Source organism: Dyella sp. AD56, assembly GCF_002878475.1.
GTDB lineage: Bacteria > Pseudomonadota > Gammaproteobacteria > Xanthomonadales > Rhodanobacteraceae > Dyella.
The window spans coordinates 145631-171761 of the sequence record NZ_NRDP01000015.1; the positions used below are offsets into that span (position 1 = coordinate 145631).

23 protein-coding genes and 1 other RNA gene are annotated in these 26131 nt (G+C 61.0%); 20 read left to right on the forward strand and 4 right to left on the reverse strand.

Annotated features, from left to right (window positions below):
* Positions 1-15 precede the first annotated feature (15 nt).
* The 3 genes from mraZ to rsmI form a co-directional block, all read right to left on the reverse strand.
* A complete protein-coding gene (gene mraZ, locus DyAD56_RS11635) occupies positions 16-462 on the reverse strand; it encodes a division/cell wall cluster transcriptional repressor MraZ (protein ID WP_102302930.1) in 447 nt (148 codons plus the stop codon).
* Between the two features lie 312 nt (positions 463-774).
* An RNA gene (gene rnpB, locus DyAD56_RS11640) (RNase P RNA component class A) lies at positions 775-1141 on the reverse strand.
* 81 nt (positions 1142-1222) lie between these two features.
* Positions 1223-2050, reverse strand: a complete 828-nt coding sequence (gene rsmI, locus DyAD56_RS11645; protein ID WP_102302931.1) for a 16S rRNA (cytidine(1402)-2'-O)-methyltransferase — start codon at positions 2048-2050, stop codon at positions 1223-1225.
* Between the two features lie 95 nt (positions 2051-2145).
* Here rsmI and DyAD56_RS11650 point away from each other — a divergent pair, with 95 nt between their 5' ends.
* The 20 genes from DyAD56_RS11650 (at position 2146) to DyAD56_RS11750 (ending at position 24628) form a co-directional block, all read left to right on the forward strand.
* Positions 2146-4005: a penicillin-binding protein activator gene (locus tag DyAD56_RS11650; RefSeq protein WP_102302932.1), complete on the forward strand. Its 1860-nt coding sequence runs from the start codon at positions 2146-2148 to the stop codon at positions 4003-4005.
* Positions 4005-4361 (forward strand): YraN family protein, encoded by a 357-nt coding sequence (locus DyAD56_RS11655; RefSeq protein ID WP_102302933.1) that lies wholly within the window; start codon positions 4005-4007, stop codon positions 4359-4361. The genes DyAD56_RS11650 and DyAD56_RS11655 overlap by 1 nt, the downstream gene beginning before the upstream one ends.
* A gap of 846 nt (positions 4362-5207) precedes the next feature.
* Entirely contained in the window at positions 5208-5699 is a 492-nt protein-coding gene (locus DyAD56_RS11660) for a TcpQ domain-containing protein (protein WP_146010488.1), read from the forward strand.
* A 45-nt stretch (positions 5700-5744) separates the two neighbouring features.
* Positions 5745-6680: a type IV secretion system protein gene (locus DyAD56_RS11665; RefSeq protein ID WP_102302934.1), complete on the forward strand. Its 936-nt coding sequence runs from the start codon at positions 5745-5747 to the stop codon at positions 6678-6680.
* Positions 6680-7447 carry a TrbG/VirB9 family P-type conjugative transfer protein gene (locus DyAD56_RS11670; RefSeq protein ID WP_102302935.1) on the forward strand — a complete coding sequence of 256 codons (768 nt, stop codon included), beginning with the start codon at positions 6680-6682 and terminating at the stop codon, positions 7445-7447. The genes DyAD56_RS11665 and DyAD56_RS11670 overlap by 1 nt, the downstream gene beginning before the upstream one ends.
* Positions 7444-8706: a TrbI/VirB10 family protein gene (locus DyAD56_RS11675; RefSeq protein WP_102302936.1), complete on the forward strand. Its 1263-nt coding sequence runs from the start codon at positions 7444-7446 to the stop codon at positions 8704-8706. The genes DyAD56_RS11670 and DyAD56_RS11675 overlap by 4 nt, the downstream gene beginning before the upstream one ends.
* Positions 8707-8725: 19 nt before the next feature.
* Positions 8726-9766, forward strand: a complete 1041-nt coding sequence (virB11, locus tag DyAD56_RS11680; RefSeq protein ID WP_102302937.1) for a P-type DNA transfer ATPase VirB11 — start codon at positions 8726-8728, stop codon at positions 9764-9766.
* 11 nt (positions 9767-9777) lie between these two features.
* Complete coding sequence (locus DyAD56_RS24505; protein ID WP_102302938.1) at positions 9778-10740, forward strand: lytic transglycosylase domain-containing protein; 963 nt, start codon at positions 9778-9780, stop codon at positions 10738-10740.
* Positions 10741-10939: 199 nt separating this feature from the next.
* Complete coding sequence (locus DyAD56_RS11690) at positions 10940-11362, forward strand: TrbC/VirB2 family protein (RefSeq protein ID WP_102302939.1); 423 nt, start codon at positions 10940-10942, stop codon at positions 11360-11362.
* Positions 11355-11663, forward strand: coding sequence for a VirB3 family type IV secretion system protein (locus DyAD56_RS11695; RefSeq protein WP_102302940.1), 309 nt, complete (start codon positions 11355-11357; stop codon positions 11661-11663). Before DyAD56_RS11690 ends, DyAD56_RS11695 begins: the two co-directional genes overlap by 8 nt.
* Before the next feature lie 108 nt (positions 11664-11771).
* Complete coding sequence (locus DyAD56_RS11700; protein ID WP_102302941.1) at positions 11772-14231, forward strand: VirB4 family type IV secretion/conjugal transfer ATPase; 2460 nt, start codon at positions 11772-11774, stop codon at positions 14229-14231.
* 45 nt (positions 14232-14276) lie between these two features.
* The gene (locus DyAD56_RS11705; RefSeq protein WP_102302942.1) at positions 14277-15023 is read left to right on the forward strand and encodes a hypothetical protein; all 747 of its coding nucleotides are present in this window, start codon (positions 14277-14279) and stop codon (positions 15021-15023) included.
* An 81-nt stretch (positions 15024-15104) separates the two neighbouring features.
* The gene (locus DyAD56_RS11710) at positions 15105-16187 is read left to right on the forward strand and encodes a type IV secretion system protein (protein WP_102302943.1); all 1083 of its coding nucleotides are present in this window, start codon (positions 15105-15107) and stop codon (positions 16185-16187) included.
* 664 nt (positions 16188-16851) lie between these two features.
* Positions 16852-17106 carry a hypothetical protein gene (locus DyAD56_RS11720; RefSeq protein WP_102302945.1) on the forward strand — a complete coding sequence of 85 codons (255 nt, stop codon included), beginning with the start codon at positions 16852-16854 and terminating at the stop codon, positions 17104-17106.
* A gap of 8 nt (positions 17107-17114) precedes the next feature.
* Positions 17115-17534 (forward strand): hypothetical protein, encoded by a 420-nt coding sequence (locus DyAD56_RS11725; protein ID WP_146010489.1) that lies wholly within the window; start codon positions 17115-17117, stop codon positions 17532-17534.
* 169 nt (positions 17535-17703) lie between these two features.
* Positions 17704-18234, forward strand: coding sequence for a hypothetical protein (locus DyAD56_RS11730; RefSeq protein WP_102302947.1), 531 nt, complete (start codon positions 17704-17706; stop codon positions 18232-18234).
* Positions 18231-19799 carry an XVIPCD domain-containing protein gene (locus DyAD56_RS11735; RefSeq protein WP_102302948.1) on the forward strand — a complete coding sequence of 523 codons (1569 nt, stop codon included), beginning with the start codon at positions 18231-18233 and terminating at the stop codon, positions 19797-19799. Before DyAD56_RS11730 ends, DyAD56_RS11735 begins: the two co-directional genes overlap by 4 nt.
* Before the next feature lie 87 nt (positions 19800-19886).
* Positions 19887-21566 (forward strand): type IV secretory system conjugative DNA transfer family protein, encoded by a 1680-nt coding sequence (locus DyAD56_RS11740; protein WP_102302949.1) that lies wholly within the window; start codon positions 19887-19889, stop codon positions 21564-21566.
* Positions 21567-21703: 137 nt separating this feature from the next.
* Entirely contained in the window at positions 21704-23209 is a 1506-nt protein-coding gene (locus tag DyAD56_RS11745; RefSeq protein ID WP_102302950.1) for an alpha/beta hydrolase, read from the forward strand.
* 48 nt (positions 23210-23257) lie between these two features.
* The gene (locus DyAD56_RS11750; RefSeq protein ID WP_102302951.1) at positions 23258-24628 is read left to right on the forward strand and encodes an FAD-linked oxidase C-terminal domain-containing protein; all 1371 of its coding nucleotides are present in this window, start codon (positions 23258-23260) and stop codon (positions 24626-24628) included.
* A 75-nt stretch (positions 24629-24703) separates the two neighbouring features.
* Here DyAD56_RS11750 and DyAD56_RS11755 read toward each other — a convergent pair whose 3' ends face one another.
* Complete coding sequence (locus DyAD56_RS11755; protein ID WP_102302952.1) at positions 24704-26113, reverse strand: XVIPCD domain-containing protein; 1410 nt, start codon at positions 26111-26113, stop codon at positions 24704-24706.
* Positions 26114-26131 lie beyond the last annotated feature (18 nt).

Sequence of the window (26131 nt, forward strand, 5' to 3'; positions counted from 1 at the left end):
CGCCACCGTTGCCGGTTACAGCTGCAGCTCCGCCATCTCGTTGGTGATCTCGTCTTCGCCGATGGTCTGGCGGATCTTGGCCAAGTGCGCCAGTTCGCTCCAAAGCTCGAACTTGTTGCCCATGCCCAGCAGAACCGCCTTCTTCTCGATGCCCGTGGTCGCTCGTTGGCTCGCCGGCAGCAGGATGCGCACGGCGGAGTCGGGCTCGACAACGGCCGCGGCACCCACCAGCTTCATCTGCATGTCGCGATGCGCCGCCTTGACCTTGGGAAGTGCGTTGACCTGGTCGCGCACCTTTTCCCACTCCGCGTACGGGAACAGCCAGAGGCAGCCCGACTCGAAGGGGTTGTAGGTGATCACCAGACGATTGGCGCAGGCATCGGCCACCAACTCGCGATACGCGGTCGGTATGGCCAGCCGGCCCTTGTCGTCAACGGTGATGGCGGTTTCGCCCTGGAACACGACGCTAAGACTCCACTAATTCCCACGATTTCACACAGGAACCCACGATAGTCTCGCCCCCTGAGACTGTCAAGGAAATTTTTCTTGTGAATCAATGAGAAAGGCGGTGATCTGGCAGTAATTCCAGCCATTTCTGAGGAAATACCCCAAGGTGTTTGAATGGCTAGGATTTTTTGCTCCACGACCGTGCCATCCGTCATGCTTCCGTGCGCCTGGAAAGCGCCCGGACATGAATCGCCATTCATGGCGCATCAGACGCAACCGTCACCGCCGCGCCGACTGGGGCGCGACGGTGACGATCGGTTGTGAAGGAGGTGGAGTCGGCCTGTAAGCCGGGTTCTGTACGCCTTGCGGCGCGACAGTCATTCCTCTCGGCCTGGCGTCACCGCCAGGCTCCAGCAACCTACCCGGGAACAACGCGGGCCGCGTTATCGTTCCCCTATTCGGTCTTGCTCCAGGTGGGGTTTACCGTGCCATGCGGCGTTAGCCCCGCACGCGGTGCGCTCTTACCGCACCCTTTCACCCTTACCACGCACGCCCGAAGGCGCCGTTCGGCGGTCTGCTCTCTGTTGCACTGGCCGTCAGCTCGCGCTGCCCAGGCGTTACCTGGCACCTTGCCCTATGGAGCCCGGACTTTCCTCGATGCGCTTGCGCGCGACGCGACTGTCCGGCCGACTCCACCGCCTATTCTAAAGGAACACAGCGAGCAAAGCCCCATGAGAATCGGGCTTTTTACGGGCGATGCCGGCCTGAGGCCCCATCAACCCTCATAGAGCAGCTTGCGCGGCGCGCCCGTGATCGCCGCCGCCAGCTTGGCCGCCTTCGCCGGCGGCAGTTCCTCGCGCAGGATGGCGAACACACGCCGCCCCTCCGCTTCGCGCGCATCCGTTTCTTCGCCACGCCCCGCGACGAGAATCACGCACTCGCCGCGCTGCTGATTCGGGTCACTGGCCACGCGAGCCGCTAGCTCACCGAGCGGCACATCGATGACAGTCTCGAACAATTTCGTCAGCTCACGCGCCAGCACGCCTTCGCGCGTTTCACCAAACACATCGCGCATATCGGCCAGGCTTTCGGCCACGCGATGCGAAGACTCGTAAAAGATCAGCGTACGCGCATCGCCCGCAAGTTCCTGCAGGCGCGTACGGCGCGCGGCCGTCTTGGGCGGCAGAAAACCCTCAAAAACGAAGCGGTCACTGGGCAATCCAGCCACGGAAAGCGCCGCAATGGCCGCGCAAGCACCGGGCACTGGCGCGCAACGGATGCCCGCCGCGCGAGCCGCGCGCACCATACGAAACCCGGGATCACTAATAAGTGGAGTACCCGCATCGGAAATCAGCGCCACCGATTCACCACCCAGCAAACGACGAACGATGGCATCGACGATTTCGCGCTCGTTGTGCTCGTGGAGCGCCACGAGCGGCGTGCCGATGTTGTAATGCATGAGCAAGGGTCGACTGTGCCGGGTGTCCTCAGCGGCAATCACCGCAACTGAACGCAAGGTCTCCACAGCACGCGCGGAAAAGTCATCCCGATGACCGATCGGCGTGGCGACCACCCATAGCAGGCCGGGCTGAATCTGTGACATCTTGCTGTTTCCTGGACATTAGTGCGGCGAGCCAATGGGCTATCATCGCCCATCCGCTCCACCACGTCGTCAAAAAAGCTCGAAGGGATTTGGCCATGCGCTTGTATCGCGCCGCAGGCGTTGCCCTGCTGATTTCTCTTGCACTCGTTGGTTGCGTACCACCGGCAGCGCAAAAGTCGCCCGCCGAAATCGCGGCCAGCCAGCAAGCCGATGCCTTGGTGCAGCAGGGCAAGTTCGATGAAGCCGCCCAGGCGTATCTCGCACTGGCTCAGACCGGCGGCAACCGCGATCACTATCAACTGCTTGCCGCCGAGGCCTACCGCCAGGAAGGCCAGCTTGATCGCGCCGCCCCGCTGCTTGATGGCATCCGCCGCCAGCGCCTCACCGATGACGAGCCCTCCCGACTCGACTTACTGCAGGCCGAGTGGGCGCTGAAGCAACACAACGCACCGCGCGCCCTGCAACTGACGACCCAACCCAACATCAGCGTACCTCCCGCACTCCAGCTACGACTGCTGGAGCTGCGCTCCCAGGCGATGCAGCAAACCGGCGATCTGTGGGGTGCCGCGCGCTCGCGCGTAGAGATGGATGCTCAATTGAGCGGTCTGGACCAAGCGCAGAATCGCAAGGAGATCGTCTCCCTGCTCAGCAAACTTGGCGTTGACCCGCTCAAGCAACGCGCTGCAGCCATGCAGCCGAGCGATCGCATGCTGCCCTGGGTCAACGAAGCGCTGACGCAGCTCGGTGTGGCTGTGGCACGTCCGGCGCCCGCGCTCGAACAGGAAGTGGGCACCATGATCCCGGGCGAAGGCGCCAACGTGCGCGAGGGCTTCAAGATGCCCGCCCATATCGCCCTACTACTGCCGACCAGCGGCAATCTTGCAGTGGCGGGCACGGCGATTCGGGAAGGCTTTTTTTCGGCCTATGCCGATTCCGCGCGTAACCACACACCGCGTCCGCCTGTACGCATCTACGACAGCGGTGGCACCACCAATGGTGCAGTGAAGGCTTACCAGCAGGCGGTGACCGATGGCGCGCAACTGGTCATTGGTCCGCTGACCCGCGGCGAGGTGTCCGCGCTGTTCAGCCTGCCAGAGCTGCCCGTGCCGCTGCTTGCGCTCAACCATCCGGACGACAAGAGCCTGCCCTCCAATGGCGTCAGCGAGTTTGGCCTGCTGCCGGAAACCGAAGGTGCGCAAGCTGCCGATCACATGTCGGAAGGCGGTATCACCAACGCCTTCGTCATCGTAAGCAGCGACGATTTCGCGCAGCGTGCAGCCAAATCGTTCAAGGCCGAGTTTGAAGCGCGCGGCGGAAAAGTGGCCGGCACCGGCAATCTGGCTGGCAGCGGGGTCAACTTTGCCTCCACCATTTCCGGCCTCGGCATGCCCACCGACAACGGTGACCCCAGCACCAGCAGCAACACGGGCCTGTTCATCAGCATGCGCCCCCAGCAGGCACGTCTGCTGCTGCCGCAGATCAAACTCGCCCGTGTGAACCTGCCGGTGTTCGGCACCTCACATATCTATGCCGGCACGGATGACGCCAGCGCCAATCGCGACCTCGAAGGCGTAGAATTTTGCGATGCGCCGTGGATGTTCGATGCGCAGCCGGGCCTGCCCAACCACGCCGACGTCGCCTCACAGCTGCCCGCCGCACGAGGCACCTCCGCGCGCCTATTCGCCTTTGGCATGGACGCGTGGAACCTCGCGCCCTACCTCGACTGGCTGCGCGCACACGCGGGCAGCTACCTACCGGGCGCGAGCGGACAGCTGACGTCGGATCAGTTCGGTCGCATTCGACGTGTATTGGTATGGGCCAAGTTCCAGGATGGCCTTGCCCATCCGATCAACGGCAGCTTGCAGATGGACACCGCGCCCGCACTGGCACCGCCGACTGATGCGACCGGCACCCCGCAGCAGCCGCCGACCGAACAGCCTGCCACGCAGCATTGATGCGCGCGGCTGGCGCCGCTTTTGAAGAACGCGCCTGCGCGGAACTCCAACGCGCAGGCTTCGTTGTGCTCGATCGCAACTACACCACGCGTTACGGCGAACTTGATCTAGTGATGCTCGAAGGCGGCACCGTTGTCTTCGTAGAAGTTCGCCACCGGCTCCACGCCACTCATGGCGGCGCCGCCATTTCTGTCGCCGCGAGCAAACAAGCTCGCCTCATCGCCGCCGCAGAACTGTGGCTCGCCGCCCATCCGAAACGCGCGCAACAGCCCTGCCGTTTCGACGTAATTAGTTACGACGGCCCGATCACCAACGCGCGCATGAATCATTGGCGCAACGCGTTCGAAAGCTGCTGAGCACTTCGCGCCTCAGCACCATGGCCGCATGCGTCAAACGTGAACGCAACGCGCCACCAAATTCAGATTCATCAAGAATCTGACACGACATGATACGAATCCTCTCATCACGCGTAGTCAAAACCCTACACGTCAATCGTTTCATTGCTGACACACTTTAAGAGTTTTCTCAGCACAATAGTCAGCAACGCAAGACCGTTGCTTTCTTACATGTGAAACCGTTTTCCCAGACACCACTTCACGGCTTCAAACCAGTCTGCAAAAGCAGGCATGTGTCCGTCGAGTTGAAATGCACTTGTTTTGCGTGTTTCTGGGACAGGGGCGCTGGCTATCCAAACGTTTGAATGTGAAGGCCACGACCGCAGTAGTGGCGTCATACGCCTGCACATATTCGGCAACACAAGCGACATGCGGGAAAAAGTAAGCAGACTCCGTCACATTTTTCGGTGCTGACGGTAGTCATGAGAAGAATCTGTGCGATCTACTAAATAAGGTGCCTACCGCTGCCACGCGGCGATATCGCGGGCACCGGCGGGAATTCCAGAACGCCCACAGCGTCGCTGGACCAAGGAACAGGGAGCTCGGAATGGAATCTACGGTCATCATCTTGCGGACACGCTTGCTGCCCGCTGTTGCGTCAAACCCCATGCGCTCGCCGGCTGGCGCTGATCGCATGCGTGCTCACGTGGCACGTGTTTTCTCGCAACTCATACAGCCTCAACACTGAATCCGTCGCTTTCCAACGCCACCCCTAAGGCTGGCGCGTGCCGATGTGCGTGATCGAAACACCGGGCCACTGAAGTTCTCCAACGTAACCACCCTCTCTATCCAGTCTGCGAGTACGTCGTGAAAAAGGAACTCTCCAAGCGTGCCCTCTCGTGCTGTGTGCTGCTGGCCGCGGCGAGCCTCGCTGCTTGCGGCACACCACCGGCCAAGGACTTCCGCGGCTCGTGGAAACCAGTGAACCATTTCCAGGACACCCCTTCGGAAATCCCGCTCAACCAGGCCTATACCTATTACGCCGCGCCGATGGACGAAACGCTTCGCACCATGCTCAGGCGCTGGACCAAGGACGCCGGCCTGCAGTTCTCCTATCAGCTGCAGTCGGACTACACCTTGTACAAGGCGGTCACGCAGATCCACACCACGGACGTCTATTCGGCTGCGTCCGAGCTTTCGTCCATCTATGCGGCTCAGGGCGTGTCGGTCACTACGGACGGCCATGAGATACGCGTAAGCGCTGCAAGCGCTGCGGGCGGTGGCGCCGCAGCACCCACGAGCGAGAGCCAGCAAGGCACTGCCCCTCCTCAGAACACCATGCCTGCACAGGCCAAGTAACGTCGACCAGGGAACCGTTGAGATGACCGCGCAGGGCTTTCGCAGATGTTAAAGAAAAAGACTTCCACCAAGATCGATGAGGCCGTAGCCAAGTCGGTCAACTTCGAGATCACCGTGGCGGATCTCGCCAGGCGCAGCGAACGTCGCGCGTGGTGGGTCGCGTTCTCGGCCATCGGCATGTCGCTGATCCTGGCCGGCGGCTATTTCTACATGCTGCCGCTGAAAGAGAAGGTGCCGTTCGTGGTGATGGCTGATGCCTACACCGGCACGAGCACCGTCGCGCGCCTCACCGACGACTTCAACAACAAGCGCATCACGACGAGCGAGGCGATCAATCGCAGCAACATCGCGCACTTCGTTCTCGCGCGCGAATCGTATGACTCGGCGATGATCAACCTGCGCGACTGGGCAACCGTACAAACTATGTCGGCGTCCAGCGTCGCGTCCGCGTATACCGAGCTGTATTCGCCACGCAACGAAGCCAGCCCATCCAAGATCTACGGAAGGAATCGCGCCGTTCGCGTGAAGATTCTCAGCATCGTGCTACTGGGCGGCGGCCCCGACACGCCCCCGAAGGGCGCCACGGTACGTTTCCAGCGCAGCGTGTACGACAAGCAGACGGGTGCCACCGTACCGCTGGACAGCAAGATCGCGACGATCTCCTTCACCTACAAGACCAACTTGCGGATGGACGAGCAGTACCGCATCGAAAACCCTCTCGGGTTCCAGGTGACTGAGTATCGCGTCGACAGCGATTATGCGACCGCGCCACCCGACGAAGTGCCTGCCACTGGCGATGAAAGTGCTGCCCACCAGCCCGGCACCGGTGCACCCGCCAGTAGTTCCAGTGTGGGTGAAGCACTGCAGCCCGGCGTGATCCCTCCGCCACCGACGATTCCTGAAAGCAACCAGGAACCGTCTGCGCCACGTCAAACACCTGCCACCAGCCCCCGGACCAACCCTAACGGAGGGCGTGGGTGATGAACCGACTGAGTCAATTCGCCCTGGCTACCGCGCTTTGCCTCGCGGCAGTCACTACGCCTCGCAACGTCCACGCGCAGGCAGTGCAGCAATACGACTATCAGGCTGATCGCGTGTATCAGGTCCGCACTGGCCTTGGCATTACCACGCAGATCGAGCTCAGCCCCAACGAAAAGATCCTCGACTACAGCACCGGCTTCAGCAGCGGATGGGAGCTGAACCGTCGTGACAACGTGTTCTACATCAAGCCGAAGAACGTCGATGTGGATACGAATCTGATGATACGCACGGCCACCCACTCGTACATCTTCGAGCTCAAAGTGGTCGCCACGGACTGGCACACGCTGGATCAGGCGCGCACGAAAGGCGTGCAATACAAGATCACGTTCGCCTACCCCGGCGACACCTCGTTCTCGAACGAAGCGATCAAGGCCTCGCAGACGCCGGAGTTGAATACATCCCTGGTGAAAGGGCGCTACTACAACTTCAACTATGACTATGCGACACGCTCGAAGGCGGCGCCGTGGCTGGTGCCCGTCAATGTGTATGACGACGGCCAGTTCACCTACATCAAGATGAGCGACATGAAGCAGTTTCCTACCGGAAACTTCCCTTCCGTCTATATGCGTGAGACCGCGCACGGCGAAGATTCCGTCGTCAATACGACCGTGGAGGGCAACACCATCGTTGTCCACGGGACGTATCCCTTCTTGGTCATTCGTCACGGCGACAACGTCGTTGGTTTGCGCAGGAACACCGCCAAATGAACCACTACGAAGAAGAACAGCAGGGCAACGGCGGCTCTGGCCAGGGCGTGCCACCACGTGAGCCGAGTGGTAACGCGAATCCCTATGCTGCCCATCACCAGCAGCAATCCTCGCCTGACCTTGATGCAGGCGCGCCGCAGCTGAAATCCAATGAGCTGCGCAGCATGAACCGCAGCGCGATGGGCATGCTCGCCGCACTGGCGGGGCTGCTCGTATTCGCCGGGGCATGGATGTTCTTCGCAGGCAATTCCCAGAAGAACGCTAAGCCCCAAGCGCAGAAAGAGGAGACGGTCCGCGTACCAGAGGCCCCTAAGGCTCCGCCCCTGCCGCTCGCCCCCGCTCAGCCACAACAAGTTGTACAGCAGCCCATTGCCTTAGCGCCCCCGCTGCCGCAAAACAGCAGGCCCGCAGGCCCCGTCGGTCCGCATGAGCCGACGCTGCTCGAACGTCGCATTGCCGCTGCAGAGCGTGCCTCGGGCGTCAGTTCAGTGGACGGCAGTGGACAGGCCTTGCCCCAAGGCGGCAACGGTGGGCCGTTCCCGCCTGGGATGCCAGGCATCCCAGGTATGCCTGGCGGCGATGACGGCACCAATCGTTTCCGCATGCCCGGCAACTCGGCGTATGGCGCCAAAGCACTCCCCGATGTGTCAAACGCGCAACCGCTGACGCACCCGGACAGCCTCATGCTGCGGGGCACCTACATCCGTTGCGTGCTGGAAACCCACATCATCACCGATATCCCGGGTTTCACTTCCTGCATCGTCACTGAGCCCGTGTACTCGTTCAACGGCAAGCATCTCTTGCTCCCCAAGGGCTCGAAGGTGCTGGGAAGCTATAGCCAAGAGCCCAACGGCCCCCGCGTTGCAGTCATCTGGGATCGCATCGTCACTCCGACCGGCATCGACGTAAACATGGCCAGCCCTGGCGTGGACAACCTGGGCGGCGCAGGCCATCCGGGCTACTACAACGCGCACTGGGCCAGTCGCATCAGTTCCGCACTGCTGATCAGCATGCTCAGCGACGCGTTCAAGTACGAGGCGGCCGAACATGGCCCCAAGACCAATTCCGTTGCCGCCAACGGCGTCGTGGTCCAGGAGCCGTTCGAAAGCAACACCGCGCAGACCGTCCAGGATCTTGCAAACCAGGCCGTTCGCCGGTCCGCCAATCGCCCCGCGACCGTCACCATCAACCAAGGCACCGTTGTGACCATCTACGTCGCCAAAGACGTGGATTTCACCGGCGTGCTCGCCCGCTACTAATCGATCCCGCCCAACGACCATGGCCGACGAAACCCTCGCCAACATTCCGAACGAATTCCTGGAGTACCAGTACTCCGTGCTGGGCATCCAGGAATTCATGGCCTCGTCCGAGGTCACGGAGATTTGCGTCAATCGGCCGGGAGAGCTGTATCTGGAAGCTGGCGGCCAGTGGCAAAAGGTGGAGATGCCCTCGCTGACCTTCGATCGTGCCCGCCAGTTCTGCACAGCCGTGGTCAATGAGAGCAACACCGGCCAGCGCATCACCGATGTCGACCCGGTGGTGTCCCTGACTTTTCCCACAGGGCAACGCGCGCAATTTGTTATCCCACCGGCGGTGGAGGCAGGCAGCATTTCCATCACCATTCGCTTGCCCTCCAAGCAGACCAAGACACTGGCGCAGTACCAGGACGACGGCTTCTTCAACGAGATTCTTGAAGACACCCACGGCATCAGCGAACAGGATCGCGAGCTACTGCAATTGCGCTCCCAGCGTCGCTACGCGGATTTCTTCCGCCAAGCGGTGCTCAACAAGAAGAACATCGTCGTCTCCGGTGCCACCGGCAGCGGCAAGACGACCTTCATGAAGTCGCTGGTGCACCACATCCCGGCCAATGAGCGCCTCGTCACCATCGAGGATGCTCGTGAGCTGTTCATTGATCAGCCCAACGTCGTACACCTGCTCTATTCCAAGGGCGGCCAGAGTGCCAGCAATGTCACGGCCAAGAGCTGCATGGAAGCCTGCCTTCGCATGAAGCCCGACCGCATCATCCTCGCGGAGCTGCGTGGCGATGAGTCGTTCTACTTCATCCGCAACTGCGCTTCAGGCCACCCGGGTTCCATCACCAGTTGCCATGCCGGCAGCACGGAGCAGACCTGGGACCAGCTGGCGCTGATGGTGAAAGCGTCCAATGAAGGCTCGGGGCTCGAGTTCTCCACGATCAAACGCTTGCTGATGATGACCATCGACATCGTGGTGCATATCAAGGCACATGCCGGCCGTCGCTACATCACCGGTATCGACTTCAACCCTGGCCGCCAGGCCGAAGGCAACCACGGATAAGGGAGACACGGATGATGCCCATCGCCAACATCGCCAGCTGTCATGAACTCGCCGTTCCGGCACAGGTCATGCAGCACGTGGTCAACGTGGAATCCGGCAGCAACCCGTTCGCTATCGGAGTGGTCGGCGCGCACCTCGAGCGACAGCCACAAAACCTTGACGAAGCTGTAGCCACGGCACGCATGCTGGAAAGCCAGGGTTACAACTACTCGTTGGGCATCGCTCAGGTCAATCGCACCAACTTTGCAAAGTTCGGCCTCGATTCGTACGAGAAAGCCTTCGATGTGTGCCCTAACCTGGTGGCAGGCACCCAGATCCTGGCCCAGTGTTACGCACAGGCAGGCGGCGATTGGGGCAAAGCCTTCAGTTGCTACTACTCGGGCAACTTCGCCAAGGGCTACGAAGACGGCTACGTGCAGAAGGTGTTTGACTCGATGAATCGCTCGTCGTCCGCGATATCCGGACAGGCGCGCGCCACTCCTATCCAACTCGCGCAAACCACGCGTACCCAACCCATGACCGCGTCCGAGTACTTGGTCCGCATGCGCAGTTCGGTCATCGACAATGCCGGCGCCGCTGCCGTGGCGAAGATCGCGCAGAACCTGATGCCGGAAGCGCAGGCGATACCCAGCAGGGAGTCGCCTACCAATACGCCACCTTCCGCCCTGGATATCCAGGCCGCGGCCGTTGCGGGTACCCATCTACCAGCAAATGCAGCCGAGGTTGAACCGGCAGCTTCGGGATCACAGCCTTCGGCGCTGGATATCCAGGCCGCCGCGGTGGCCGGCACGCATCTGCCGGCCCCTGATCCGGCAATACCCGCCTCACCGTCGAATAACGACATCTTCGAACCGCAAGTGCGTGGCCCCAACGATCCTGTGGCAGCCCCTAAGCAGGAAACAGCGGCATCACAGCCGGGAGTCGATCGCGCAGATCTTCGACTGGGAGGGCATGACGACGCCTTCGTGTTTTGAAATCTGACATACACCGACGGAAAGCCCGCGACGTCATGACTCGCAAGACGCCGCGACTTCCTTCGGATACCAAGCACCGATAGTTCCGCTGTCGCGGAATGGTCGAGTCCCGGCAGGGCCAATGCTACGGACGTGCAGCGAGACGCGTCGCGGTGCCCACTTCCAACCACTCTCAATCGATCGACAAGGAAAGACACCCATGGCAATCAAACCCTTCATCAATACCACCGCCCAGCGCAAGCGCATGCTGGATCGCGCCGTCATCTTGACCATGACGGCTGCCATCATCCTTCCGGGCATGGCGTTCGCCGATGATGCGCAATCCAACCTCTGCGGCGTTCTCGGTACCGTCAACACGCTGCTAAACGTCGCATCGTTTGCCATCGTGACGATCGCCATCATTTTCTCCGGCTATCAGATCGCCTTTGCGCATAAGCGCATCACCGAGGTGGCGCCGGCACTCATCGGCGGCGTGCTCATCGGCGCTGCCGCGCAGATCGCCAAGATGGTCATCGGCGGCAGCTCCAGCGCCAGCACCACCTGCGGCGGCACCTCCAACAACACCACCATGCTGCTGGATCACGTGCATTCGGCCGTGCAGTTTCTGCAGCACTATGCATAAGAACGTGCTGTTTCGCGGCTGCACCCGCCCGCCCATGTTCATGGGCGTACCTTACGTGCCCTTTTTTCTGGTCGCGGGCGGCGGGCTGCTGCTTGGCATGTACTTCAATCTTTACTTTCTGTTGCTGATACCGCCAGCCATCATGGTGATGCGCCAGATGGCCAAGCGAGACGAGTTGATCTTCCGCTTGCTTGGCCTGCGTCTTCAGTTCCGCACACGCGTACGGAATCTGCAGCTGCATGACGGCATGTGGGCGTTCACTCCCAACAGCTACCGCGATTCGCGCGACAGGAAGAAGTAATGGCGTAAGGCATGGGCGGCAAGCCAGATAGCAGCCCATGCCTCTACTCCACGTTTTGTTTTGCTCCGTCGAAGACCTCACCCTTACCCTTGACCGGCAGCTCCCCTCATGTTTACCCCAGACGCCCCCATCAGCGCACACGTTCCGCTGTCCACCCATGTATCGCCAACGGTGATCAAGACCGTTGAGGGCGACTACCTGATGACGTGGCGCCTTGAAGGCTTACCCTTCGTCGGGCGCGATGAGTGGGAGCTGGAGCACCGCCATAACACCTTCAATCGCATGCTGCAGACGCTGCGTGCGCCCGACTTCGTTAACGTAGCCTTCTGGGTTCACGACGTACGACGTCGTCGACGGCTGCGTGATCACAGTGAGTTCAAGCAAGCATTCAATCAGCAGATGTCCGACCAGTACTACGATGCACTGTCGAGTCAGAAGCTGATGCAGAACGAGCTGTACCTGACGCTGATCTACCGCCCGGTAGTCGGCGGCAAACGCTTCAAGGACAAGACGTCGGATGTCGGTCAGCTCGAATCCGCGCAAGCTCACGCGGTCGCCACGGTCAACGAGCTAGCCGGCAACGTGGAGGCTGTACTCAAGGACTATGCTCCGTACCGCCTCGGTATGTACGAAGCGTCCAACGGCTTGGTGTTCTCCGAAACATTAGAGCTGTTCGGTTATCTGTTGAACCGCATGGATGAACCTGTGCCGGTGCTATCTGCACCCGTGCCCGCTTATCTCCCGATCAGCCGTCTGCGCTTTTCGGCCAAAAGTGGCGATTTCGCAATCACCACGCCGAGCGGCGTCAGCCATTTCGGCGCCATCCTGAACGTCAAGGAATACCCGGAGGGCACCTACCCCGGCATTCTCAACGGCCTGAAGTACCTGGACTTCGAGTACGTCATCACCCACTCGTTCAGCCCTATGGGCCGCCACGATGCGATCAAGGCGCTGGAACGTACCAAGGGCATGATGATCTCCTCCGGCGACAAGGCCGTGAGCCAGATCATCGAGCTAGACCACGCCATGGACCAGTTGGCGTCCGGCAACTTTGTTCTCGGCGAATATCACTTTTCCATGGCCGTTTACGCGACTAGCCAGGAGTTGTTGGCGCAGCAGCTAGCGGTCACACGTGCAGAGCTTTCCAACGCGGGTTTCGTCTCGGTGAAGGAAGATCTAGCTGTCACCTCGGCGTTCTATGCGCAGTTCCCAGGCAACTGGAAGTACCGCACGCGTCTGGCCAACGTCAGCTCACTGAACTTTCTTGGGCTTTCGCCGCTGCACAACTTCGCCACCGGCAAGAAGGCCAACAACCCGTGGGGGGACTGCGTTACTACGCTGCAGACCACCAACGGCCAGGCCTATTACTTCAACTTCCATGCCACCCATCCCAACGAGAACTCGCTGGGTGAAAAAGCCATCGCCAATACGATGGTGATCGGCAAGTCAGGTACCGGCAAGACCGCACTGATCAACTTCCTGCTCAGCCAAGTGCAGAAGCTCTCGCCAACGCCGACTATCTTTTTCTTTGACAAGGATCGTGGCGCGGAGATCTTCGTGCGCGCTTGTGGCGGCAACTACCTGGCACTGGAGAACGGGCAGCCCACCGGCTTCAATCCTTTCCAGTGCCAGCGTACCGAAGCCAACGTCCAGTTCCTGGTTGAGCTCATCAAAGTTCTGGCCGGTAAAACGATCTACAGCTCCCGCGAGGAAGAGGACATCCACCGCGCGGTGGAGAACATCCTCGATACGCCGATGCACCTGCGAACCATGGCCAACTTCCAGAAGAGCCTGCCCAACATGGGTGACGACGGCTTGTTCATCCGCATGCGCAAGTGGACCACGGGCCACTCGCTGGGCTGGGTGTTTGATAACCCGGTGGATACGATCGACCTCAAGAAGGCCCCGATCATCGGCTTCGACTACACCGACGTGATCGATAACCCGGAAGTGCGCGTACCGGTGATCAACTACCTGCTGCACCGACTGGAAGAGCTCATCGACGGTCGGCCGCTCATCTATGTGATGGACGAGTTCTGGAAGATCCTCGATGGCCAGGGCGGCCTGAAGGAGTTCGCCAAGAACAAGCAGAAGACCATCCGTAAGCAGAACGGCCTTGGCATCTTCGCCACGCAAAGCCCGGAAGACGCACTGGCCAGCGACATCGCTGCCTCGCTCATCGAGCAGACCGCCACGATGGTTCTGCTGCCCAACCCCAATGCGAGCCGCGAAGACTACGTGGAGGGGCTGAAGCTGACCGAGGCGGAGTATCAGGTGGTGGTCAGCCTGGACGAGCGTTCGCGGTGCTTCCTGGTCAAACAAGGCCACGCATCGGCTGTTTGCCAGTTGAACCTGCGCGGTATGGATGACTCCCTGGCAGTGATCTCCGCATCTACCGACAACATCGACATCATGCATCGCGTACTCAAGGAGCACGCAGATGCCGCAGGCGCTCCGGTCGACAGCCTGGGCCCGGAACAATGGCTGCAGACGTTCTACGACCAGCGCAAAGGCAGCGGCAAGGGCAAGACCAAGACTGAAGCACCGCTTCGCCGCGCGGCCCATTGAGCTTTAACCGCAACACTTTACCCGCCACCCAAAGAGGCATCCGACATGATTCGTCCACTCACGCATCGCATACAAATCAAGATTGTGGCGCTTCTGGCTTGTCTTTCCGTTGGCGGGTTCACGGTCATGCCGGCGAATGCCCAGTGGATTGTGAACGACCCCACCATGCAGGGCTTGGTAACGGCAAACCAGGCGACGCAGATCACCAGCCTGGCCGATCAGCTGAGCCAGCTGGAACAGACCTACAGCACCATCAAGAACACCATCAGCAGCATGGGTCTCAATCTGCTGCCCATCTCGAATAGTCTGCCCATCATCAGCGACTCCGATGCGCAGACCACGGCAACGAACCAATGTCCGGGCGCCGATCCCGTTAGCATGGTCGCCAATGTCTTCGGCGTGGACATGAGCAGTGATATCAAGGGCCAGCAGACCCAGATCTGCTACCAGATCGTGATGCGGCAGATCCACAAGTACAACATCGTGGCCGGGATGCTCAACCGCATGAATGACTACTCCAACAATCTGAGCAGTCTCGTCAGTGGCCTGAACAGTCTCGACGCCTTCGCCTCTGGCAGCCGCCAAGTTTCACAGGCCCAGACCAGCCAGTCGCAGAACGCACTGAGCGTAGAGATGGCCAATGTCGACCAGCAGATCAAGGCGGACGACGCGATCATCGCCACCCTCAAGGAACGACAGTCCATGCTCGCCCAGACCGCCATGAAAGGCACCATGCTCGGCAATGCCATGCAGGTCGTCACCTTCGGCGCAGCACTGTCCGTCGGCAACTGATCCAAAGCCAGCGCTCGTGACGTGATGGGAAACCACTCCATCATGTTGCGCCGAGGCCCCACCTGAACATCGTGAAAGCCCATGGACTCCGCATACTTTGCACTGATCTACAACTACCTCACCAATAAGGTTGAGCAGTACGGCGTTGACATGATGGGCAACGCCACCGGCTGGGTCGCGAACTTCGCGTTCATCCTGGTGACGTTGTGGGTCTTCTTCCGGGGCTACCGCATGGTCACGGGGCAGTCGCACGAGTCCATGATGACCACCGTGACGCACATGATCAAAGTTTCACTGATCGTTGCGGCAGCCAAAGCCTGGTCGGTCGGCGGTGGCGACCTGTACGACCTGCTTTACAAACAGCTACCGGAAGCCGTCAATCAGATCGTCAACGGATCGGACAGTTCGCCCGCATCGCAGATCGATAAAAATCTCGTGCTCGTGTCCGCCGCCTCCAGCGCCATCGACATGGTGCAGGTACCTATTGGCGATGTCGTATCCGACAACGCCAAAGCGCGCGCCTCGCTGCTCGCCACCCTGGGTATTGCTGCACCGGCGATGACTGCGGGCGCCATGCTATTGATGTATCAGGTGGCGCTCGCGCTTATCGTAGGCCTCGGTCCATTGTTCATACTCAGCCTGATGTTTGATCAGACCAAAGACCTCTTCCGGCGATGGCTCACCTATGCTGTCGGCACCATGTTCTCCATGGCCGTACTCAGCGGCATGATCGCCATCGTGCTTGACCTCACCTATCGCGTCGCCGGTGCCATCTGGTCGGCCGACCTCATCACCCGCCTCGCGGGCTTGGGCAACCCCGGCTTCAATACCGCTGCCATGCAGCAGGGTGGTGTCGGCCTGTTGATGACGGTAATCATCATCACCACGCCACCGATGGCGGCGGCTTTCTTCAACGGCGCTATGGGTAACTTCATTCCGGCGCCACAGGTGAGCGCCGGCAAGCAAGCGGGCGGTTCTGCCTATAGTGGCGGCGGCGGATACAACCCTGCATACGCCGGAGGTGGGGCTCCTGCCACCAGTCAAACCAGCCAAACACAGCAGCACGGCAGCGGTGGGTTCAGCAACCCCGCCACAACGCCTCGCGGTCTCGCTCAATCTGTAGCCAACCAAGACGCCGTCAAATCCGGAGGCACGCAAATATGAAAGCCTTCACTCTGATGTGCCTAATGCTTGTCATGGGCGCGATGTCCTTGCACGCGAACGCACAAGTTGCCGGATGCGCTCCTGGGGATATCCTCTCGACCGCCGGAGGCGTGAGCACCTGCTTACCTGGCAATGAGCCACCTCCGGAGCAATCTCAAGCACCCCAACCGCCGCCCCCTAAGTGGGAATCGCGATGGGGCGCCATCGCGTCGGATGAACCACACGGTGTGCTTGGCGTCGCCATCGACCAACTAAGCCAGAGCGCTGCAGAGCGAGCAGCCATGGCTGATTGCAAACAGAAAGGCGGGGCCGCATGCAAAGTAGAAATACCCTACGAGAACGGCTGCGTTGCGTTCACGGTAAGTGATTCTGGGTATAACGCCGCCGCCGACACCACTATCGAGAAAGCGTCGCAGAGAGGCATGAGCACATGCAAAAGCGCCGGCGCGAACAATTGCCACACTTACTACACCGCCTGCAGCCGTCCGATCCAAGTTCATTAGACCTGGAGCGAGAACACTCCGCCACGCTAGCGCACCAACAGCCCGTACCTACCGCGGAACATATACGTTGAAAGCCTCCGGGTCGAACCTTCGCGTCTACTTAAGCGAAGGGACGACCACCGGCTAGATGCTTACTCCACCCGCTGACGAAGGACCGTTATATGCGACTGTTCAAACCGCTGCTTGCCGTTGTTTTGATGGCGATAGGTACCAGCGCCATCGCTACGCCGTTCTATACCGTCATTCCGTATTACGACAACAACCCTTTCCTGTTCTGTACGCTGGGCTGGCCGCCGGACTGCTGGGCCCCCTTAGATCCGGCCACCGGCACATACGTGGTTACCGACGAAGAGTGCTTCAACCCGGTATCGGCGAGGCTGTATACCGCCGTCTGTCCTTTTGCTTTTGGCAAATAAAATAAGTGTTGAGCTCGGCCAAACCGACCTCGTCTTCAGCTCACGACGCTGACGGAAAGCCGGCCTTCGCCAATCAGCCGTATACAGATCCGCTGACTAAGGCGGGCACCAAGGTCTACAAGGCCAAGCTCCATGTGGACCGCTTCGTCGACGAGGATTACTACGGGCTTCGTGTATGTCACTGGGAGATCATGGCCGCAGATTTCGATATGAAAGTCGGCAGGATGAACTTCAGTCCAGGATTTTTCGTGAAGGACGTTCGACCCGGCAATTCAGTCCTCATCTACCTGTCGAAGCAAGTCGATACTGGTGCACATAATCCCGCGATGCCCCCGTTCAACGACAGCGGCAACCCACGTCGGGAAGACTATGGGGATTCCGGCAATACCTTCTCCACGATGCTGACCGCCGAGGAGTACCAGCAATGATGATATGCAACATCATCGCAATGGCTCCGACCTGGAAGGCTCATTGCACACCACGGAGGTATCGACCATGTCGATAGCTATCCCTAGACCAAGGAGCTGGCGACACTCGTCCAACGGGATCGCATTTGCCCTGTTCCTTGCCCTGACCTCTTCCGCCTGCGGTAGCCCTATGAAAAAGCCTGACATCAAGCAGAATCCGACTCCCAAGCAGCGTTACGACATCACGCTCAGGATCGACGGAGCGCCAGGCCCCTTCGACAGCGTGGCTGGCTCGGTCGATTACCAGGTCAGCAATGGTCGTTGCGTACCTCTGACGCCCATCAGTGGCGCCACGGTCGTACCGCAGGAGCACATTCCCCTGACGCTCACGCATGTGAGCGACAACGTCTACAAGGGCACCTTGTATGCGGATCGCTTTGTCGATGAGGACTACTACGGCCTTGGCGTTTGCCAGTGGGAACTGGTGGCGGCCGGCATTGAGCTGAAAGTCGGCAAGATGGATTTCAGCCCGTCGATCTTCCTGAAGGACATCAAGGCCGGTACGCCGGTTGTCACTTACTTCTCCAAACATTTCTACGAAGACTCGACCAAGCCAGACGCGCCCTCCCTGACGGACAGCGGCCGAGCACGTCGTGAGGATTACAAAGATCCCACCAGCACCTTCTCCGCCACGTTGACCGCTGAGGAGATCACCCCATGACGGTCAGCACATCCGACTACGCCCTGCTCTCGCAGAACGCCTACCAGACACCGGTCAAAGGGCAGCGCGTCGAACTGGGTGGTGTCAGTTACAAGGCCCTCGACTACGCGGACACCGGCACGGGCTTTCAGGCCACGGCCTATGAGCGCCTGGATACGCATGAGGTCATCATTGCGTACCGCGGTACGGAGTTCGATCGCGAGCCACTGAAAGACGGTGGTACCGATGCGGGCATGGTGATCGCTGGCGTCAACGCTCAATCGCCTGACGCCATCGCCTTCACCCAGCGCGTTCTCGATCAGGTGCATGCGCTGGAGAAGGAAACCGGCCCCATGCCGGTGACGGTAACCGGCCACTCCCTTGGCGGCACGCTTGCGGAAATCAACGCATCCAAGTTCGGACTCAAGGGCGAAACCTTCAACGCCTATGGTGCTGCCGGGCTGTGGCAGGGCGTGCCCGAGGGCGGCCATCAAGTGATCGACCACGTGCGTGCCACAGACGTGGTGAGTGCGGCCAGCCCGCACTTTGGCGAAGTACGCACCTATGCCGTGCAGCAGGATATCGACACGCTGACCAAGGCTGGCTATCGCGACGACAGCACATTATTGAGCCCGCGCAATCCGTTCAAGGCGATCGACTTCAACGCTCACGCCATCGATAACTTTGTGCCGGACAGCAAGCTGCTTGGCCACTCGATCGTCGGGCCGCAAGGTGAGGCGCTGTATCGCGAGCACCAGCAGATGATCGACCGCTATCGCAACGACGTGGGCGACTTGCGCAAGGGCTTGTCCCTTGGCTGGGAGATTCCCAAAACGGTCGTGGATGCGGGCGAGGCGGTGGGCCACACCGTGGCCGAGAAAGCGACCGAAGGCTGGCATGCCGCAACGCATGTGGCGCACGAAGCTGTCGAAGCCGCCGAACGCGCAGGTACTGCCGTCAAGAACGAGGTGGTACGTGATGTGGCTGCCGTCGAGCACGCAGCGACATCGGCTGCGCATAGGGTCGGTGACGCCGCCAGGAACGTCGCCGCGGGTGCTGAGCATGCGTTCGAGAGCGCAGGCAAGGCGCTGCACGCTGCAGAGGAAGCCGCAAGCGAGAAGGCCTCGAAAGTGTTCGATACCTTGAGCCATCCGGGCTCATGGTTTGACAACAAGCCGGCCGCGGAGAAATCCATGCTCAACGACGCGGCGCATCCCGACCATGCGCTCTTCCAGCAGGCGCGCGGTGCCGTCCAGCAACTCGACGCTTCGCATCAGCGCTCATCAGACCAACGCAGCGACAATCTTGCGGCGGCATTGACTGTAGCGGCGCGTCAGGGCGGCATGAACCAGATTCACCACGTGGTGCTCAGCGACGATGCCTCGCGTGCCTATGCAGTGGAAGGTGACCTCAAGTCGCCATTCAAGCGCATTGCGCATGTGGATACGGCACAGGCCATGGCTACTCCGATTGAACGAAGCAGTGCGACATGGCAGCAGCAGGCTCAGCCGCAAGCAGGGCACGCGCTGGCGCAAAACGCACCCAACCAGCAACTGCAACCAAACGCACCGATGGCTGGCCCCTGACAGGCCTCGATCCAACGGTTCGACCGACATTCGTATCCACCCCGAAACCCGGCGCGGACCCGCCAGGAAACGCTTCAGGAAGATTGCATGAGCAAGACCAAAGTGTACGTTGCCATTGGACTGGCTCTGCTGGCGATCATCGCTGGCGAGTACCTTTCCGGTTTCCTCGCCCTGAAATTCCTGGGTCTCGGTAACGAGCCGCTAGCGTGGAATACCTACCTCAACTACGTGCGCGCACTCGACTTGCCGCAGGTGCAGCCCTATATCGGTCGCCTCCGCTGGGCGGGCTATCTCGGCTTTGGCATACCGGTGCTGTTGTGGCTGGTATCGCTGTATCCACTGTCCCGCCGCAAGAAGCAGGCGATGCATGGCGATGCCCGTTTCGCGCATGGCGGCGACCTGCGCAAGAAGGACATGCTCAAGGCGTCCGACAACGGCATCCTGGTGGGCAAATACAAGGGTGATCTGGTACGCCTGAGCGGCCAGCAGTTCGTGATACTCGCGGCGCCTACCCGCTCGGGTAAGGGTGTGGGTGTGGTCATTCCCAACCTGCTGGAGTACCGCGAGTCCGCGGTGGTGCTGGATATCAAGCAGGAGAACTTCGAGCTGACCAGCGGCTGGCGAGCCAGCCAGGGCCACGAAATCTACCTGTTCAACCCGTTCGCCGAAGATCGCCGTACGCACCGCTGGAATCCGTTGAGCTATGTGTCCAACGACCCCGCCTTCCGCGTATCGGATCTGATGAGCATCTCGGCCATGCTCTATCCCGATGGCTCGGACGACCAGAAGTTCTGGGTCAGTCAGGCGCGTAATGCGTTCATGGCCTTCACCCTCTATTTGTTCGAAAAATGGGACGCCGACGAGCGTGAAGGCCTGCCGCAGGCGCTGCGCGTCAAGCCAACGCTGGGCAATGTGTACCGACTCTCTTCCGGCGACGGCACCGATTTGCGGCAGCTGTACGGCCATCTGGCGCAGCAGCCCTTCCTCAGCGGCAATGCGCAGTCGGCATTCGCTAATCTGCTCTCGCAGGCCAACGAAACCTTCGCCTCCATTCTTGGCACCTTCAAGGAGCCGTTGAACGCCTGGATCAATCCGGTGCTGGATGAGGCCACCAGCACGGACGACTTCCTGCTCACCGATGTGCGCAAGAAGAAGATGACCATCTACATCGGCATTCAGCCCAACAAGCTGGCCGAGAGCAGGCTGATCGTGAACCTGTTCTTCAGCCAGCTGATCAACCTCAATACCAAAGAGCTGCCGCAGAACAACCCTGAGCTGAAGCACCAGTGCTTGCTGTTGATGGACGAGTTCACCTCGATCGGCAAGGTGGAGATCATCGCCACCGCCGTGGCTTATATGGCGGGTTACAACATTCGTCTGCTGCCTATCATCCAGAGCATGGCCCAGCTCGATGCCGCCTACGGCAAGGACATATCCCGCGCCCTTATCACCAACCACGCACTGCAGATTGTCTACGCGCCGCGCGAGCAACAGGACGCCAACGATTACTCCGAGATGCTCGGCTATACCACCGTGCGCAAGGAGAACGTGACCAAGGGGCGTAACGACAAGTCGCGCAGCCAGTCGGAAGAACGCCGCGCTCTGATGCTTCCGCAGGAGTTGAAGGCCATGGGCCCGGAGAAGGAGGTGTTCTTCTACGAAGGCATCCCTCACCCGGTGCTGTGCGACAAGATCCGCTATTACGAGGATCGCTACTTCACCGCGCGCTTGCTGCCCAAGGTGGATATTCCCAAGCTGGCTATCTGAGCCAGCCCATAGGCCTAACATCGATGTCGAGCCGGCGGCGTACGGCCGGCATCGGTTTTCCTCTACGGTTTTCCCATGCTTTTTGAGGCAGACTGCTGCCGCCTGTCGCCGATGGCGGCATCGTTCGCGGGGAAGCCATGGTTCGGGTACTGATCAAGCTGGGCAAATGGACGGCCGTCATCGTCCTGGTCTTCCTCGTTTCGCTGCTGGGCATCCGCGCCTGGGATTCGCAGCAGGGTGAACCGCTTGCCCCGTGGCAGACCTTCGTCCCCGACGAACTGTCACCCTCGCAGCTCGACGCCAGCGACTGGCCCGGCTATCTGGCTGCCGAACAGCGCGCTTTCGATGAGGTGAAAACGCAGGTCACCGACAAACTGGAGCCTTCCCAGCGTGTCGTCTCCAACCGGTATTTCGACGGCGCGCCGATGTATCCGGGCCATTTTGCTCACGACTGGAACCGGTCGTACGTGCTGGAACCTGTGGGGACACCGGTGGGCGCGGTAGTGCTTATCCATGGTCTGACCGACTCGCCGTACAGCCTGCGCGACATCGCTGAGCTGTATCGGGCGCATGGGTTTGTTGCTATCGGCTTGCGCGTGCCGGGTCACGGCACGGTACCGGCGGCGCTTACCAAGGTGGATTGGCCGGATTGGCTGGCCGCTACGCGGCTTGCCATGCGTGAGGCGCGCCGGCGCGTGGGGCCGAATGCGCCTATCCATATGGTCGGCTATTCGAACGGCGGTGCGCTCGCGGTGAAGTACACGCTCGATGCTTGCGAGCACAGTGACCTGACCATGCCCACGCGACTTGTGCTGCTGTCACCAATGATCGGCGTGACCAGTTTCGCCCGCTTCGCCGGGCTCGCCGGCCTGCCCGCCATGCTGCCGCGATTTGCCAAGGCGGCGTGGCTGGACTTGCTACCGGAATACAACCCGTACAAGTACAACTCGTTCCCGGTGAATGCGGCACGCCAGACCTATCTGCTTACCGATGCGATCCGCAGCCAGATGCTGCGCATGGCGCGCGACAAGCAGCTCTCCCGCCTGCCGCCCATCCTCGCCTTTCAGTCCGTGGTGGACGATACGGTGAGCGCCTCCGCGGTGATGCACACGCTTTATGCGCATGTGCCAGCCAACGGCAGCGAGGTGGTGCTGTTCGACGTCAATCGCGACCACCGCTTCGACACGCTGCTCAAGGCGAGCTCGCTCACCGCCCTCAGCCGCATGCTGCCGTCTGGCCCTCAGGCTTTCACGACCACCGTTATCAGCAATGCGGCGGAGAACGACGACCACACCGTTGCGCGTACGACCGATGCCGGCCAGACCACAGCGACGACTGTGCCGCTATCCATTCTGTATCCGGACAACATCTTCTCGCTCTCACACATCGCTCTACCGTTCCCGTCCAATGATCCGCTGTACGGTACCGAGCCGGACATGTCAGAGGACTTCGGTATCCGCCTGGGCTCGGCCGCACCGCGTGGCGAGCGCGGGGCATTGATACTCAACCTGGACGACATCCTGCGGGTCAGCTCCAACCCGTTCTACCCCTATATCCGCCAACGGGTCGATGCGCTGCTTCCGGCTGAGCCGGCACTGCCCCCAGCCAAGATGATGGCGCCACAGACACCGCCAGCGAATTGATCCCACGGGCAGGCGGCGATCATGGCGGGAGAGTGGGATACTGGCCCTATGAACCTCCCCGACGCCCTGCTCAGCACGCTGAGTGAACACTTTCCTGGCGACGCGATGGCCACGGGCATGGCCGAGCGCCTTGCCTACGCTTACGACAACTCGCGGCGCAACGCCCTGCCCGATGCCGTGGTGTTTCCCACTTCGCACGAGCAGACGGAAGCCTTGGTGCGCGCGTGCCGCGAACATCGCGTACCGTTGATCGGACGCGGGCGTGGCACCAACACAACGGGCGCCACGGTGCCGGTGGACGGCGGTGTGGTCGCCAGCTTCGAGCGCATGAATCGCATTCTGCGCATCGATCCGGACAATCGACTCGCCGTGGTGGAACCAGGCGTGCTCAACGGTGACCTGCAGCAGGCGTTGAAACCACACGGATTCTTCTGGCCACCCGATCCGTCGTCCTCGCCGTGGTGCAGCATCGGCGGCAACCTCGCCTGCAACTCAGCGGGCCCGCGCACGGTGAAGTACGGCAGTCCGCGCGAGAACACGCTGGGCTTACGCGCAGTGGCCGGCACCGGCGACGGCTTCCGTTGCGGCACGTACACCAGCAAGGGCGCGACGGGTTACGACCTCACGCGTCTGCTGATCGGCTCGGAAGGCACGCTGGCGCTCATCACGGAAGCCACGCTCAAGCTCACGCCCAAGCCCTCCGCGTTGCGCACGCTTCGCGCCACCTATCGCGACGTATCCGCCGCTGCGCGAGCCGTCGCGCGGATCATGGCCCAGCCAGTCACGCCCTGCGCGTTAGAATTCATTGACGATGTCGCACTGAAGCTTGCCCGCGATTACGGCGGCGATGGCGTGCCGCTGGCCGGCGCGATGCTGATGATTGAAGTGGACGGTGAACCGGAAACGCTACCGAGCGCCGTGGATGCCGTATCGCGTGCGGCGCGCGGGGATGGACTGGAAGAACTGCGCGTCGCCGAAACCGCTGAGGAAACCCAGGCGCTGTGGTCCGCGCGTAAGGCTCTATCGCCCGCCCAGCGCACCATCTCGCCGAACAAGATCAACGAAGACGTGGTGGTACCCGTCAGCCATCTGCCGGAACTCGTGGATGGCATCAAGTCGCTGGCCAAAAAGCACGATGTGCTGATCGTCAGCTTCGGCCATGCCGGCAACGGCAACCTGCACGTCAACCTGCTGCCACGCGATGATGCGGAACGCGAGCGGTCACATGCCTGCCTCGCTGAAATCTTCGCGCTGGTGATTTCGCTTGAAGGCACGCTATCGGGCGAGCACGGCATCGGGCTGGTCAAAAAGGAATTCATGCCGCTCGCCTTGCAGCCCTCCACGCTGCATCTGATGCGCAACGTGAAGGCCGCTTTCGATCCGGATGGCATTCTCAATCCGGGCAAGCTGTTGCCCTGATATCGCGTGGCCACCCAGCCTCGCCGTCACGGGCGCCGTAATCCGGCACGGGCAATGACCCATGCCGAAGCGCGCTCAGCGATGCGGCCCCTCGGCAGAGGGCTGAAGAACCTGCATCGCTGGCTGCTGAGCGGCATCGGGCGCCACCTTGGCCGTCTGCGCGAGCGCTTCCGTGCTCTGCGCCACAGGCGTATTGACGGCCTTCGCCACATCGACGGAAGCCATCTGCTTGAATGGCGAATCGATGTTGCCCTGCACTGCCCAAGCACGACTGCCGTCGTCGCTCATCACGACGTGATCAACTTTCGATAACCCCTTGCCCTGCGCAGCAACGGTCAGCGCAGCCGCCAGGTTCTCGCTGTGCTGGTCGGAGGAACGACCCTGTTGTTGGTCGACCGTACGGACACCCGCCATGGTCTGTTGGAACAAGGCGTTGTTAGCGTGCGCCGGATCGTTCAGTAGCGGCGTTCCTTGCGTCTTGGCGGATGCGTCATGTGCGTGCAGGCGGAACTGGTTGTCCAGCTGCTTCATGGTCAAAGGGCCGGCGACGCCATCGGGCGTCAGATGGTGATCGCGCTGGAAAGCCTCGACGGCGTTGCGCGTGACGGGACCGTAGTGGCCGTCCACATGCAGGCTGGTGTTCCGGACGCCGGTGTAGCCGAGCTTCTCGAGTCGCTCCTGCAGTGCATGAACATCCTCGCCATGGGCACCTTCCCTCAGCACATCTGCGGGCCGCGTTGCATGTGTCGGCGTGGCGTGCGGCGGCTCCTGCACGTGCGGTGACGACGCCGGCTGCGACTTAGACAAGGATGCGGCGGCTGTCTGACTGGGCGTCACGTGCCGGATGTCTTCCGCGTAGTGCTCATAGCGCTCCATCTGCTGCCCCATGCGCGTGTAGGCAGCCTCCACTGTTCCAGTGCCGTCGCCATAGAGTCCCGGATTGCGCTTGATGACATTGGCAGAGAGCACAGCGTCCACACGCTCGTTTGGATGCTCGCGCACCGCCTTCAGGAAGGCTGCGCCACCCGCGCCGCCCAGGTTATGCAGGGCATACACGTTCGCGTCGGCATCCGCGCCGCCGAGCCAGGCACCTTTCACGATGTTCTCGCGAGTGAACTCGGCCAGCATGCCCGCCTGCAACGTCGTGTCGTTGCGCAATTCAGGCGCGTTGGCCTGCGCCTCGGTCAGGTGACGAGCATCGATCACGCCGTACTTTTCGCCGTACTGGCGCACCATGCCCGTCCACGTGTCATTGGTGAACTGGCCGTAGCCGTAGGCAGACGACATGGCTTTGACGCCATCGAACTGCGTCACCGAATTCAGTTCCGCATGTTTGTGGGACGCAATGGGACGCGCATGCGGGTTGTACTGTGATTCGAAGCCGGCAATCTTGGCCAGCACCCCTGGATCGACACCCGCCCTGGCGGCGGCATTAGCCAAGTCCTGCCTGGCAGTGTTCCAGCGATCATCGGTCGTGTTTGACATGTCTTCGTCCTTGAATAG

Excerpts from the sequence above, each read along its gene's own strand:
- virB11 (WP_102302937.1), top strand. The coding sequence starts at position 8,726 with ATGGCCGACGAAACCCTCGCCAACATTCCGAACGAATTCCTGGAGTAC.
- DyAD56_RS24505 (WP_102302938.1), top strand. The coding sequence starts at position 9,778 with ATGATGCCCATCGCCAACATCGCCAGCTGTCATGAACTCGCCGTTCCG.
- DyAD56_RS11735 (WP_102302948.1), top strand. The coding sequence starts at position 18,231 with ATGACGGTCAGCACATCCGACTACGCCCTGCTCTCGCAGAACGCCTAC.
- DyAD56_RS11650 (WP_102302932.1), top strand. The coding sequence starts at position 2,146 with ATGCGCTTGTATCGCGCCGCAGGCGTTGCCCTGCTGATTTCTCTTGCA.
- DyAD56_RS11655 (WP_102302933.1), top strand. The coding sequence starts at position 4,005 with ATGCGCGCGGCTGGCGCCGCTTTTGAAGAACGCGCCTGCGCGGAACTC.
- DyAD56_RS11665 (WP_102302934.1), top strand. The coding sequence starts at position 5,745 with ATGTTAAAGAAAAAGACTTCCACCAAGATCGATGAGGCCGTAGCCAAG.
- DyAD56_RS11755 (WP_102302952.1), bottom strand. The coding sequence starts at position 26,113 with ATGTCAAACACGACCGATGATCGCTGGAACACTGCCAGGCAGGACTTG.
- DyAD56_RS11745 (WP_102302950.1), top strand. The coding sequence starts at position 21,704 with ATGGTTCGGGTACTGATCAAGCTGGGCAAATGGACGGCCGTCATCGTC.
- DyAD56_RS11670 (WP_102302935.1), top strand. The coding sequence starts at position 6,680 with ATGAACCGACTGAGTCAATTCGCCCTGGCTACCGCGCTTTGCCTCGCG.
- DyAD56_RS11700 (WP_102302941.1), top strand. The coding sequence starts at position 11,772 with ATGTTTACCCCAGACGCCCCCATCAGCGCACACGTTCCGCTGTCCACC.
- DyAD56_RS11730 (WP_102302947.1), top strand. The coding sequence starts at position 17,704 with ATGAAAAAGCCTGACATCAAGCAGAATCCGACTCCCAAGCAGCGTTAC.
- DyAD56_RS11710 (WP_102302943.1), top strand. The coding sequence starts at position 15,105 with ATGGACTCCGCATACTTTGCACTGATCTACAACTACCTCACCAATAAG.
- rsmI (WP_102302931.1), bottom strand. The coding sequence starts at position 2,050 with ATGTCACAGATTCAGCCCGGCCTGCTATGGGTGGTCGCCACGCCGATC.
- DyAD56_RS11695 (WP_102302940.1), top strand. The coding sequence starts at position 11,355 with ATGCATAAGAACGTGCTGTTTCGCGGCTGCACCCGCCCGCCCATGTTC.
- DyAD56_RS11740 (WP_102302949.1), top strand. The coding sequence starts at position 19,887 with ATGAGCAAGACCAAAGTGTACGTTGCCATTGGACTGGCTCTGCTGGCG.
- DyAD56_RS11675 (WP_102302936.1), top strand. The coding sequence starts at position 7,444 with ATGAACCACTACGAAGAAGAACAGCAGGGCAACGGCGGCTCTGGCCAG.
- DyAD56_RS11750 (WP_102302951.1), top strand. The coding sequence starts at position 23,258 with ATGAACCTCCCCGACGCCCTGCTCAGCACGCTGAGTGAACACTTTCCT.
- DyAD56_RS11690 (WP_102302939.1), top strand. The coding sequence starts at position 10,940 with ATGGCAATCAAACCCTTCATCAATACCACCGCCCAGCGCAAGCGCATG.
- DyAD56_RS11720 (WP_102302945.1), top strand. The coding sequence starts at position 16,852 with ATGCGACTGTTCAAACCGCTGCTTGCCGTTGTTTTGATGGCGATAGGT.
- DyAD56_RS11705 (WP_102302942.1), top strand. The coding sequence starts at position 14,277 with ATGATTCGTCCACTCACGCATCGCATACAAATCAAGATTGTGGCGCTT.